The organism is Streptomyces ureilyticus, assembly GCF_011045025.1.
In the GTDB taxonomy this organism is placed as follows: domain Bacteria; phylum Actinomycetota; class Actinomycetes; order Streptomycetales; family Streptomycetaceae; genus Streptomyces; species Streptomyces ureilyticus.
The window spans coordinates 1-12,241 of the sequence record NZ_JAAKZX010000252.1 but is presented as its reverse complement, the minus strand read 5'-3'; the positions used below and the strand labels follow the sequence as shown (position 1 = coordinate 12,241).

The 12,241-nt window shown below is 70.3% G+C and carries 12 protein-coding genes; 5 read left to right on the top strand and 7 right to left on the bottom strand.

Features of this window, described 5'->3' with window-relative positions; translation table 11 throughout:
* Nucleotides 1-58: 58 nt before the first annotated feature.
* Together G6048_RS42075 and G6048_RS42070 are read right to left on the bottom strand one after the other, a co-directional pair.
* On the bottom strand, nt 59-883 hold the full coding sequence (locus tag G6048_RS42075; RefSeq protein ID WP_165344888.1) for a purine-nucleoside phosphorylase: 825 nt from the start codon (nt 881-883) through the stop codon (nt 59-61).
* 161 nt (nt 884-1,044) lie between these two features.
* Nucleotides 1,045-1,482 (bottom strand): gamma-glutamylcyclotransferase, encoded by a 438-nt coding sequence (locus G6048_RS42070; protein WP_165344887.1) that lies wholly within the window; start codon nt 1,480-1,482, stop codon nt 1,045-1,047.
* 97 nt (nt 1,483-1,579) lie between these two features.
* On the opposite strand from G6048_RS42070, the gene G6048_RS42065 reads away from it, so the two are divergent.
* Both G6048_RS42065 and G6048_RS42060 read left to right on the top strand, forming a co-directional pair.
* The gene (locus G6048_RS42065) at nt 1,580-3,028 is read left to right on the top strand and encodes an NAD(P)H-quinone dehydrogenase (RefSeq protein WP_165344886.1); all 1,449 of its coding nucleotides are present in this window, start codon (nt 1,580-1,582) and stop codon (nt 3,026-3,028) included.
* A 167-nt stretch (nt 3,029-3,195) separates the two neighbouring features.
* Complete coding sequence (locus tag G6048_RS42060; protein WP_165344885.1) at nt 3,196-4,152, top strand: DeoR/GlpR family DNA-binding transcription regulator; 957 nt, start codon at nt 3,196-3,198, stop codon at nt 4,150-4,152.
* A 249-nt stretch (nt 4,153-4,401) separates the two neighbouring features.
* Here G6048_RS42060 and G6048_RS42055 read toward each other — a convergent pair whose 3' ends face one another.
* On the bottom strand, nt 4,402-6,156 hold the full coding sequence (locus G6048_RS42055) for an acetyl/propionyl/methylcrotonyl-CoA carboxylase subunit alpha (RefSeq protein ID WP_165344884.1): 1,755 nt from the start codon (nt 6,154-6,156) through the stop codon (nt 4,402-4,404).
* A gap of 374 nt (nt 6,157-6,530) precedes the next feature.
* Here G6048_RS42055 and G6048_RS42050 point away from each other — a divergent pair, with 374 nt between their 5' ends.
* On the top strand, nt 6,531-7,007 hold the full coding sequence (locus tag G6048_RS42050) for a hypothetical protein (RefSeq protein ID WP_165344883.1): 477 nt from the start codon (nt 6,531-6,533) through the stop codon (nt 7,005-7,007).
* A 6-nt stretch (nt 7,008-7,013) separates the two neighbouring features.
* Here the strand turns inward: G6048_RS42050 and G6048_RS42045 are convergent, their stop codons facing one another.
* The 4 genes from G6048_RS42045 to G6048_RS42035 all read right to left on the bottom strand — a co-directional run bounded on the left by G6048_RS42045 (nt 7,014) and on the right by G6048_RS42035 (nt 9,723).
* Entirely contained in the window at nt 7,014-7,634 is a 621-nt protein-coding gene (locus tag G6048_RS42045) for a Maf family protein (RefSeq protein WP_165344882.1), read from the bottom strand.
* Between the two features lie 61 nt (nt 7,635-7,695).
* Nucleotides 7,696-7,824, bottom strand: a complete 129-nt coding sequence (gene mmpB, locus G6048_RS51210) for a morphogenic membrane protein MmpB (RefSeq protein WP_268979348.1) — start codon at nt 7,822-7,824, stop codon at nt 7,696-7,698.
* A gap of 73 nt (nt 7,825-7,897) precedes the next feature.
* The gene (locus G6048_RS42040) at nt 7,898-8,104 is read right to left on the bottom strand and encodes an acyl-CoA carboxylase subunit epsilon (RefSeq protein WP_165344881.1); all 207 of its coding nucleotides are present in this window, start codon (nt 8,102-8,104) and stop codon (nt 7,898-7,900) included.
* A gap of 20 nt (nt 8,105-8,124) precedes the next feature.
* A complete protein-coding gene (locus G6048_RS42035; RefSeq protein ID WP_165344880.1) occupies nt 8,125-9,723 on the bottom strand; it encodes an acyl-CoA carboxylase subunit beta in 1,599 nt (532 codons plus the stop codon).
* Nucleotides 9,724-9,860: 137 nt separating this feature from the next.
* Between G6048_RS42035 and G6048_RS42030 the strand changes: the two genes are divergently transcribed.
* Nucleotides 9,861-10,760: a biotin--[acetyl-CoA-carboxylase] ligase gene (locus G6048_RS42030; RefSeq protein WP_165344879.1), complete on the top strand. Its 900-nt coding sequence runs from the start codon at nt 9,861-9,863 to the stop codon at nt 10,758-10,760.
* A gap of 181 nt (nt 10,761-10,941) precedes the next feature.
* Complete coding sequence (locus G6048_RS42025; protein WP_165344878.1) at nt 10,942-12,144, top strand: adenylate/guanylate cyclase domain-containing protein; 1,203 nt, start codon at nt 10,942-10,944, stop codon at nt 12,142-12,144.
* The last annotated feature ends 97 nt before the right edge of the window (nt 12,145-12,241 follow it).

Genomic DNA, 12,241 nt, shown 5'->3' with positions numbered 1-12,241 from the left:
CCCAGGCCCCCGCCAGGGAGCGACCAGCCACAACGCACCCGCACCCAACAACGAACCCTCAGATCCGATCCAGCACCCGCGTCAACAACGCCCCCATCCGCGCAGCCGAATCCCGCCCCGCCTGCAGAACCTCCTCGTGGTTCAGCGGCTCCCCCGTCATACCGGCCGCCAGATTCGTGACCAACGAAATCCCCAGCACCTCCGCCCCCGCCTCACGCGCGGCGATGGCCTCGAGCACCGTCGACATCCCCACCAGGTCCGCCCCGATGACGCGAGCCATCCGAATCTCCGCCGGCGTCTCGTAGTGCGGGCCGGGGAACTGCGCGTACACCCCCTCCTCCAGCGACGCGTCGATCTCCTTGCACAGGGCGCGCAGCCGAGGCGAGTAGAGATCCGTCAGGTCGACGAAGTTGGCGCCGACGATCGGCGACGCAGCCGTGAGGTTGATGTGGTCGCTGATGAGCACCGGCTGGCCGGGCCGCATTCCGTCGCGGAGCCCCCCGCAGCCGTTGGTCAGCACGAGCGTCTTGCACCCGGCGGCGACAGCGGTACGTACCCCGTGCGCGACGGCGGCGACACCGCGCCCCTCGTAGAAGTGAGTGCGGCCCAGGAAGACGAGCGCCCGCTTGTCGCCCAGCCGGTACGAGTGGATCTTGCCGCCGTGGCCCTCGACCGCCGGCGGGGGGAATCCGGGCAGCTCGGTGACCTGGAGCTCGGCCTCGGGGGAACCGAGGGCGTGCACGGCCGGTGCCCAGCCGGAGCCCATCACGAGCGCGACGTCGTGGGTCTCGGCGCCCGTGAGTTCGCGCAGGCGCGAGGCGGCGGCGTCGGCGGTGGCGTACGGGTCGCCCTGGATGTCGTCCGGAAGAAGAGAAGCGTTCACGCGATGAGGGTAGCTGGTAGAAGCCTACGCGCGTAGATGCTGGGGGTCACAGGTTGGCGATCGTTGTCTTTTCTGAGCGCGGAGCGGGGGCTGCCCGGAAACGCTGCCTCGTACTCCCGCAAGCAATCTGCTTGCAAGAATCCGCTGGAATCACCCTGGGATCAACAAGGCCGCTTCCGCAGCTCCATCACGTAGTCGTGCGGCGCCCCCGCCGACTCCGCCGCGTCCGCGATCTCCCCCAGATAGCGCGCCGAAGGCAGCCCGCCCTCGTAGCCGTTCAGCACGTACACCCATGCCGGCTCCTCGCCCTCCAGCGTGTGCACACGGACCCGCATCCGCCGGTATATGTCGAGGCCGACGCCCTCCCAGCGGTCCAGGGAGTCCTCGTCGAGCGGAGCGACTTCGTACAGCGCGACGAACACCTGCGAGCGCGGCGCCTCCGCGATGGTCGCGAGCGCGCCCTCCCAGCCCATGTGCTCGCCGCCGAAGGTCAGCCGCCAGCCGTTGAGCCACCCGGTGGCGCGCAGCGGCGAATGCGGGGCCCGGCGCGTCATGAGCCGCGGGTCGAGATTGCCGGCGTATGCGGCGTAGAGCGACATGGGGTTGAGGGTACGGCAGCGGCGCGCGCGTCTCTCCTGCAACAGAGGCACCGGGAACAGCCCCCCGCGAGGGAAGCACCATGAGGCGTGCGGGACAATGGAGTACGTGACTCGGATCGTGATCATCGGTGGCGGACCCGGCGGATACGAGGCGGCCCTGGTGGCCGCCCAACTCGGCGCGGAGGTAACCGTCGTCGACTGCGACGGCCTGGGCGGCGCGTCGGTGCTCACCGACTGCGTGCCGTCGAAGACGCTGATCGCGACCGCCGAGGTGATGACCACCTTCGACTCCTCGTACGAGGAACTCGGCATCATCGTCGCCGATGACACTCCTCACATCGATACACCCGCCCGGGTGGTCGGAGTCGATCTCGGCAAGGTCAACCGCCGGGTGAAGCGTCTCGCGCTCGCCCAGTCGCACGACATCACCGCGTCCGTGACCCGCGCGGGTGCGCGCGTCATGCGCGGTCGCGGGCGGCTCGACGGACAGCAGGCCCTCGACGGATCCCGGAAGGTGATCGTGCGGGCCGCGGACGGCAGCGAGGAGACGCTCGTCGCCGATGCCGTGCTCATCGCCACCGGCGGACACCCCCGTGAGCTGCCCGACGCGCAGCCGGACGGCGAGCGGATCCTGAACTGGACCCAGGTGTACGACCTCGACGAGCTGCCCGACGAGCTCATCGTGGTCGGCTCCGGTGTCACCGGCGCCGAGTTCGCCGGTGCCTATCAGGCGCTCGGGTCGCGGGTCACGCTCGTATCCAGTCGTGATCGTGTGCTGCCGGGCGAGGACTCCGATGCCGCGGGCGTGCTGGAGGACGTGTTCCGGCGGCGTGGCATGAACGTCCTGGCGCGCTCCCGAGCCCAGTCCGCCAAGCGCGTGGGCGACCGCGTCGAGGTGACGCTGGCCGACGGTCGCGTCATCACCGGCTCGCACTGTCTGATGGCCGTCGGCGCCATCCCCAACAGCCATGGCATGGGGCTCGAAGGGGCAGGCGTCAAGGTGAAGGACTCCGGGCACATCTGGACGGACAAGGTGTCCCGGACGACGGCTCCGGGGGTGTACGCGGCCGGTGACGTCACCGGCGTCTTCGCGCTCGCCTCCGTGGCGGCGATGCAGGGCCGTATCGCCATGTACCACTTCCTCGGTGACGCGGTCGCCCCGCTGAACCTGAAGACCGTGTCCTCGAACGTCTTCACCGACCCCGAGATCGCGACCGTCGGCTACTCACAGGCGGACGTCGACGGCGGCGTCATCGACGCCCGGGTCGTGAAGCTGCCGCTCCTGCGCAATCCGCGCGCCAAGATGCAGGGCATCCGGGACGGCTTCGTGAAGATCTTCTGCCGGCCGGGCACCGGGATCGTCGTCGGCGGTGTGGTCGTCTCGCCGCGCGCCTCGGAACTGATCCATCCGATCTCGATCGCGGTCGACAACAACCTGACCGTCGAACAGATCGCGAACGCCTTCACCGTGTACCCATCCCTTTCGGGCTCGATCGCCGAGGTGGCGCGCCAGCTGCACACCCGGAAGACCGAGCTCGACGCCTGACGGCCGGAAGCAACTCCTCGCTGGTGACGGGGAGTTGCCGCTGCTTCGGGCGCCGTGGACAGCGCGAGCGGACGCGTATACCACTTCCCGTGCTGCCGTGCGAACAACTTCTGTTATTCGGCGCAAACTGCTGAAAGCAGACGGTCGTTGGGGTTACTGTCAGTTTCGTGTTCGCTGCAGAACGTCGCCAATTGATCCTCGAAATGGTGCGAGCGAACGGGGCCGTGTCGCTCCGTGAGCTCGCCCGCGTCGTCCAGACCTCTGAAGTGACCGTACGGCGGGACGTGCGCGCACTGGAGGCAGAAGGACTCCTCGACCGCCGGCATGGCGGTGCGGTATTGCCGGGCGGGTTCACGCGGGAGTCCGGCTTTCCGCAGAAGTCACATCTCGCGACCGCCGAAAAGACGGCCATCGCCGATCTCGCCGCGAGTCTCGTCGAAGAGGGCGAGGCCATCGTGGTCGGGGCGGGCACCACCACGCAGGAGCTGGCCCGACGGCTCGCGCGGGTGCCCGGGCTGACCGTCGTCACCAACTCCCTGCTGGTGGCTCAGGCGCTGGCCCACGCCAACCGCGTCGAGGTCGTGATGACCGGCGGCACCCTGCGCGGTTCCAACTACGCGTTGGTGGGCAGCGGCGCCGAGCAGTCCTTGCAGGGGCTGCGGGTGTCGCGGGCCTTCCTGTCCGGGAGCGGACTGACCGCCGAGCGCGGCCTGTCCACGTCCAACATGCTGTCGGCGTCCGTCGACCGCGCGCTGGTCCAGGCAGCCGCCGAGGTCGTCGTCCTCGCCGATCACACCAAGCTCGGTACGGACACGATGTTCCAGACGGTGCCTACGGATGTGATCACGCGCCTCGTCACGGACGAGCCGCCCGGTCATGATGACCGTGCGGCCACCGAGTTGCAGGCCCTGGCCGACCAGGGGGTGCAGATTGCCGTTGCCGGATCGTCCGGCGACAGCGCGGGGCCGGCGGGGCGGCAGCCGCCCCGCCGGGATGTGCCACTTCCTGGGCCGCGGCGGGGCCAAGTCCCCGGCGGGGGGCCGCAGTTGCGGAGCACCGCGGCGGTGCTGGGAGACCAGTCCCAGAGTGAGCGGGCGCGGGTCGCGGATATGCGTCGGCGCTGAGCGCGGGGTGCCTCCGGCGGTCGAGCAGGGGGGTTCGTTGTCGGCTAACGATTCGTTGGGGCTGCTCGCTCCCCCGCTCATGGGGGTCCCCCGCACGATCGAAGCCGAGAGTGGGGGAGCAGCCGAGAGTGGGGGCGCAGCCCCCCCCACGCGGCGGAGCCGCACATTGATACAGCCGGGAAGGGGCGGGGCTGGGGAAAGGGAAACTCCCCGACCCAGCTGCCCCGCCCAACCGCCGGAGGCCGCGCCTCAGTCCTTGATCTCGCAGATCACCGCGCCGGAAGTGATCGAGGCACCGATCTCCGCACTCAAACCCTTGATCGTGCCCGAGCGGTGCGCGTTCAGCGGCTGTTCCATCTTCATGGCCTCCAGGACGACGACCAGGTCGCCCTCCTTGACCTCCTGGCCCTCCTCGACGGCCACCTTGACGATGGTGCCCTGCATCGGTGAGGCGAGGGTGTCGCCGGACGCGGCGGGCCCGGACTTCTTTGCCGCGCGCCGCTTCGGCTTGGCGCCCGCCGCAAGTCCCGTACGGGCCAGGGACATGCCCAGCGAGGACGGCAGAGACACCTCCAGCCGCTTGCCGCCGACCTCGACGACAACCGTCTCGCGGCCCGGCTCCTCGTCCGCCTCCGTGTCCACCGGAGCCGCGAAGGGCTTGATCTCGTTGACGAACTCGGTCTCGATCCAGCGGGTGTGCACCCGGAAGGGGTTGCTGGTGAAGGCCGGGTCCGCGACGACCGCGCGGTGGAAGGGGATGGCGGTGGCCATGCCCTCGACCTGGAACTCGGCCAACGCGCGGGCGGCCCGCTGCAGGGCCTGCTCACGGCTCGCGCCGGTGACGATCAGCTTGGCGAGCAGCGAGTCCCAGGCCGGGCCGATCACCGCGCCGGACTCCACACCCGCGTCCAGCCGCACGCCCGGACCCGACGGCGGTGCGAAAGTCGTGACCGTGCCGGGGGCGGGCAGGAAATTGCGGCCGGGGTCCTCGCCGTTGATGCGGAACTCGAAGGAATGGCCGCGGATCGCCGGGTCGTCGTAGCCCAGCTCCTCGCCGTCGGCGATGCGGAACATCTCGCGGACCAGGTCGATGCCGGTGACCTCCTCGGTGACCGGGTGCTCCACCTGCAGACGGGTGTTGACCTCCAGGAAGGAGATCGTGCCGTCCACGCCCACCAGGAACTCCACGGTGCCGGCACCGACGTACCCGGCCTCCTTGAGGATCGCCTTCGAGGCCGCGTACAGCTGCCGGTTCTGCTCCTCGGTCAGGAACGGCGCCGGGGCCTCCTCGACCAGCTTCTGGTGCCGGCGCTGCAGGGAGCAGTCACGGGTCGAGACGACCACCACGTTGCCGTGGGTGTCGGCCAGGCACTGGGTCTCCACGTGCCGCGGCTTGTCCAGGTAGCGCTCCACGAAGCACTCGCCGCGGCCGAACGCGGCCACCGCTTCGCGCACCGCGGAGTCGTACAGCTCGGGGACCTCTTCAAGAGTGCGGGCCACCTTCAGACCGCGGCCGCCGCCGCCGAAGGCCGCCTTGATCGCGATCGGCAGGCCGTGCTCCTCGGCGAAGGCCACCACCTCCTCCGAGCCCGAGACCGGGTCGGGGGTGCCGGCGACGAGCGGGGCGCCCGCGCGCTGCGCGATATGCCGGGCGGCCACCTTGTCACCGAGATCGCGGATCGCCTGCGGGGGCGGGCCGATCCAGATCAGGTCCGCGTCGAGGACCGCCTGCGCGAAGTCCGCGTTCTCCGAGAGGAAGCCGTAGCCGGGGTGGACCGCGTCCGCCCCGGAGTCCTTGGCGGCCTGGAGCACCTTGGTCATGTCCAGGTAACTGGTGGCCGGGGTGTCACCGCCCAGGGCGAACGCCTCGTCCGCGGCCCGCACATGCAGTGCGTCCCGGTCCGGTTCGGCGTACACCGCCACGCTCGCGATACCGGCGTCTCGGCACGCCCGGGCGACACGGACAGCGATTTCGCCACGATTGGCGATCAACACCTTGCGCACGTTGGCTCCCTCTCCTTGAAACAAGCCGAGTTTAGGGACTGCCGACACGTCGTTTCGACCCATCCCCGATGGTGAGCTTGCCCACACGGAGCGTGATACGAGGCCCGCTCGCCCACGAAATCCCTTGTCGCACCGCGGTACGCAGGGGGCTTCCCAAGAACCCTAGCCCCCTGCTGTGGCCAAGGTCTCTGTGAGAGCGTGCTGCGGGCCACTCTGTTTCTTTGTGGAGTTCCTACGAATGGACGAATGAATCTTTGCCTTCGCCTGATCCCTTGTCCCGACGTTTACCCGTTAGTAGCGTTCGCGATGTATCAAACGCTACTAGGGGTAACGCAAGCCCCGGTAGAACGGAAGTCGAAAGTGGGTGGGGGCCGGTGGTACGCAGGCCGGTGGCGTGGGTGGCCGCGATCGTGCTCTTCGCGGAGGCGGTGGGCATCGCACTGGTCAACTGGTTCATGGGAGTCGTCGTCGACCGCCAGGAGATGTCCCTCGCGGGTCTCGACGCGGGGATGATGTCCGTGTCCTCGAAGGTCGCGGGCCTCATCTTCGGCCTCTACTTCGCCTTCTGCGGCTTCGTCGCGCTGCGCGTCGCCCTGCGCGACCGCGCCCCCGCCGGCCTCGGCCGCATCGTGCTCATCAGCGCGGCGGTGGTGCACGGCCTGCTCGGCGCGTTCACGGTCGGACTGGTGGGCTGGGGCGCGTTCGCCTTCATGATGGTGGTGTTCGGTCTGATCGTGCTGATCTTCATGGCGTACGACCGTGAAGGCGGGACCGACGTCTCCGATGCCGTGCCGGGAGAGGGCGACGGGCCGGGCTCCACGGTCACGCCCGCGGCACCCACGGCCTCCTGACCGGCGTCAGCCCTCCCGGGGCGTCCACAACTCCGTGATGCCGACGCCCAGTTGGGCCAGCAGGCGGCGCAGCATCGGCAGGGAGATCCCGATGACGTTGCCGTGGTCGCCGTCGATGCCCTCGATGAACGGCGCCGAGCGGCCGTCCAACGTGAACGCCCCGGCCACGTAGAGGGGTTCGCCCGAGGCGACGTACGCGGCGATCTCGGCGTCCGTCGGCTCGCCGAAGCGGACCACGGTGGACGCGGTCGCCGACGCGTACCGTCCCGTCACCGTGTCGTACACGCAGTGCCCCGTCTGCAGCGTGCCCGCACGCCCGCGCATCGACTTCCAGCGCGCGGTGGCCTCCTCGGCGTCCGCGGGCTTGCCGAGCGCCTCGCCGTCCAGGTCGAGCACCGAGTCACAGCCGACCACCAGGGCGCCCTTGAGCTCGGGCTTCGCCGCCACCACCGAGGCCTTCGCCTCGGCGAGCGCGCGTGCCAGCTCGGCGGGGGTGGGAGCGGTCACAGCCTCCTCGTCGACCCCGCTGACGATGACCTCGGGGTCGAAGCCGGTCTGCCTCAGCAGTGCGAGCCGGGCGGGGGACTGGGAGGCGAGGACGAGTCGACGGCGCGGCTGATCAGTCATGCGGCCAGGGTAGCGAGGGGCGTCCGGGGCGGTCACCGGCCGCCCGGTGACCGGCGGCGGCTCACATGACGCCGAGCACGATCATCGCGACCACCATGGCCAACGCCAAGAAAATACCCAGCCGCCGCAACATGTCCTGCATGTCGCGCAGTTCCTTGGGCGGCTCGTTCTCGGGGTCGGACCACAGCATTCCGCAATCGTGGCTCCGCGCCGGGCCCGGCCGCCTGAGTACCCGTACTCATCTTGCGTAGGACACGTGACCCTTATCCGGGCCAGTACGTACGCCCCCACGCCCTGGGCCCCGGCGCCGGCAGCCGGCCCATCGCCACCCGGGCGGGGTCCGCCCAGGCGTCCGGCTCGCGGGGCGCGCCGGACGGGGCGGCGGCCACCGCCGCGGCGCGCGCCTGGACCACCGCCAGTGCGGCGGCCAGCTCCTCCGGGGTCGGATTGCCCCGTACGACCTTGATCATGTCCGCTCCCAACTGGTGCCCTACAGGGGGATGTTGCCGTGCTTCTTGGGGGGCAGGGATTCCCGCTTCGTACGCAGCTGACGCAGGCCCCGTACGACATGGGAGCGGGTTTCGGACGGCATGATCACGCCGTCGATGTAGCCGCGCTCGGCCGCCGCGTAGGGGTTGAGGAGCCGGTCCTCGTACTCCTGGATCAGTCGCTGGCGGACCTCCTCGCGCTCCTCCTCGGGCGCGGCGGCGATGGTGCGGCGGTGCAGGATGTTGACCGCGCCCTGCGCGCCCATCACGGCGATCTGGGCCGTCGGCCAGGCGAGGTTGAGATCTGCGCCCAGGTGCTTGGAGCCCATGACGTCGTACGCGCCGCCGAACGCCTTGCGGGTGATCACCGTGATCAGCGGGACCGTCGCCTCGGCGTACGCGTAGATCAGCTTGGCGCCGCGGCGGATGATGCCGTCGTGCTCCTGGTCCACGCCCGGCAGGAAGCCGGGGACGTCGACGAAGGTGATCACCGGGACGTTGAAGGCGTCGCAGGTGCGTACGAAGCGGGCCGCTTTCTCGCTCGCCTTGATGTCCAGGCAGCCCGCGAACTGCATCGGCTGGTTGGCCACGATGCCCACCGGGTGGCCCTCCACGCGGCCGTAGCCGGTGAGGATGTTCGGTGCGTACAGCGGCTGCGTCTCGAAGAACTCGGCGTCGTCCAGGACGTGTTCGATCACCGTGTGCATGTCGTACGGCTGGTTCGCGCTGTCCGGTACGAGCGTGTCCAGCTCGCGGTCCTCGTCCGTGAGCGCCAGGTCCGCCTCCTCGGGGAAGGTGGGCGGCTCGCTGAGGTTGTTCGACGGGAGGTAGGACAGCAGCGACTTGACGTACTCGATCGCGTCCTTCTCGTCGCCCGCCATGTGATGGGCCACGCCGGAGGTGGCGTTGTGGGTGCGGGCGCCGCCCAGCTCCTCGAAGCCGACGTCCTCACCGGTGACGGTCTTGATGACGTCGGGCCCGGTGATGAACATGTGCGAGGTCTGGTCGACCATCACCGTGAAGTCGGTGATCGCGGGGGAGTAGACCGCGCCGCCCGCGCACGGGCCGACGACCAGGCTGATCTGCGGGATCACCCCGGAGGCGTGGGTGTTGCGGCGGAAGATCTCGCCGTACATGCCGAGCGCCGAGACGCCCTCCTGGATGCGGGCGCCGCCGGAGTCGTTGATGCCGATGACCGGGCAGCCCGTCTTCAGCGCGAAGTCCATCACCTTCATGATCTTCTGCCCGAAGACCTCGCCCAGGGCGCCGCCGAACACGGTGAAGTCCTGCGAGAACACGGCCACCGGGCGGCCGTCCACCATGCCGTAGCCGGTGACCACACCGTCCCCGTACGGCCGGTTCTGCTCCAGGCCGAAGTCGGTCGACCGGTGCTGGGCGAACTCGTCGAACTCGACGAACGACCCCTCGTCCATCAGCAGCTCGATCCGCTCACGAGCCGTCAACTTGCCCTTGGCGTGCTGCTTTTCGACGGCACGCGCCGAGCCGGCGTGCGTCGCCTCCTCGATGCGGCGCCGCAGATCCGCGAGCTTGCCCGCGGTGGTGTGGATGTCGATCTCGTGCAGCTGTTCCGGCTCGGACATCGGGATGGGGCTCCCTGCCTGCTCAGTGGGGACGTGGCGAGTGAGGTGCTCATAAGGGGGATTGGCTACTCATCCGTAGAGTAGTGCTGTGCCTACCGTTCGGCAGTGCGGCGTTTACCACACCTAATGTGGGTTGCATGACGCCGCGAGATGACTCAGATGCGAACGATGGCCGCAATGGCGGTCGGGACGACGGCCGCTGGTCCGACCTGGACCGTCCGCCGCTCAACGCCACCGCGTTGCGCCGAGCGCTGGTCCGGGACGGAGGGCTCTGGTCCGGCGTCGAGTTGGTGTCCCGTACCGGGTCCACCAACTCCGATCTCGTCGCCCTCGCCGCCGACGGCAAGGCCGCGGAGGGCGCCGTGCTCGTGGCCGAGGAGCAGGACGCCGGGCGCGGGCGCCTGGAACGTCAGTGGACGGCCCCGGCACGCTCGGGCCTCTTCTTCTCCGTCCTGCTGAAGCCCGCCGAGGTCCCCGTCGAGCGCTGGGGCTGGCTGCCGCTGCTCGCCGGGGTCGCCACGGCCACCGCGCTGTCCCAGACGGCGGGTGTGGACACGGCCCTGAAGTGGCCGAACGATCTGCTGCTCACCGTGGGCGGCGAGGAACGCAAGGTCGGCGGCATCCTCGCCGAGCGCGCCGGAAACGACGGCGTCGTGCTCGGCATCGGCATCAACGTCACCCTCCGCGAGGACGAGCTGCCCGTCCCCACGGCGACCTCACTCGCGCTCGCCGGATCCCCGGTCACCGACCGCGACCCGCTGCTGCGCGCCGTGTTGCGCTCCCTGGAGCGCTCGTACACCGACTGGCGCGCCGCCGGCGGCGATCCCGCCACCTCCCGCCTCCAGGAGACGTACGCCGCGGGGTGCGCGACGCTCGGACGGACGGTACGGGCGGAGTTGCCCGGGGACCGCTCGCTGGTGGGGGAGGCGGTGGCGGTCGACGGAGACGGGCGGCTGGTGCTGGCCACGGGCGAAGGGGTGCAGCAGCCGATCGGGGCGGGGGACATCGTGCATCTGCGGGCGGAGGGGGAGAAGTGAGCGGCGCTACGGGTGGGGTACTCGAGACCAGCTGTTGAAACGGGGGCCCGACCGCGTCGTACGACTCTGGAGGGGGCCGAGGCGTACTGAGGCTCGCCCGCGCAGGAGTGAGCCACAGCACACCTGCCGTAGAGTTGAGGCCGGTCGAAAGTGACCGTGGCAGATCGGAAGGGCAGCAGGCGTGACCGTCGACGACACGGGCTCCGGCACGGGTGCACACCCCGCCTCCGACGGTGAGCCGGGGCGCAGCGCCGGTTCCGTCGACGGTGCCTCGGCCGCGCGGGTCGACCGGGCCGAGGTACACGACCGGGTGGACGCGGACGACTCCGGCGACGACCACGACCCCCTCGCCCTCCGCCTGGAACAGCTCATCCTCGGAGCCGAGCGGCGCTACACCCCGTTCCAGGCGGCGCGCAGCGCGGGTGTCTCCATGGACCTGGCGTCCCGTTTCTGGCGGGCCATGGGCTTCGCCGACATCGGCCAGGCCAGGGCGCTCACGGAGGCGGACGTACTGGCGCTGCGGCGGCTGGCCGGTCTGGTGGAGGCGGGGCTGCTCAGCGAGGCCATGGCGATCCAGGTCGCGCGCTCGACCGGCCAGACCACCGCCCGCCTCGCCGAGTGGCAGATCGACTCCTTCCTGGAGGGCCTGACCGAGCCGCCCGAACCGGGCATGACCCGCACGGAAGTGACGTACCCCCTGGTCGAGCTGCTGCTGCCCGAGCTGGAGGAGTTCCTCGTCTACGTCTGGCGGCGCCAGCTCGCCGCCGCGACCGGCCGGGTCGTCCAGGCCGCGGACGACGAGGAGATGGTCGACCGCCGCCTTGCCATCGCCTTCGCGGATCTCGTCGGCTTCACGCGCCTGACGCGCCGCATGGAGGAGGAGGAACTCGGCGAACTCGTCGAGGCCTTCGAGACCACGTGCGCGGACCTGGTGGCCGCGCACGGAGGACGTCTGATCAAGACGCTGGGCGACGAGGTGCTGTACGCCGCCGACGACCCGGGCATCGCCGCCGAGATCGCCCTGCGCCTCATCGAGACCATGGCGGGCGACGAGACGATGCCCGAACTGCGCGTCGGCATAGCCTTCGGCACGGTGACGACTCGCATGGGTGACGTCTTCGGCGCGACCGTGAACCTTGCCTCGCGGCTCACCTCGATAGCCCCTCGGGACGCCGTCCTGGTGGACAGCGCGCTCGCCGAGGAGCTGACGCGCACGGGTGACGCGCCCGCCTCCGAGGCGGAGGCCGCGGAAGCGGCTGCCGCGGCGGAGAAGGAGGGCGAGGAGCCCCCGACGTACCGCTTCGCGCTCCAGCCGATGTGGCAGCGGCCGGTGCGCGGGCTCGGCGTGGTCGAGCCATGGCTGCTGAACCGCAGGCACGGCTGAGCCTCAGCCAGGGGTGTCCAGGCAGAGGCCCACGATCGGTACGCACAGGTTCCGGTCGCCGGGGTGCGGGGTCGGGGGCTGTGGCTGAGGTGCGGGG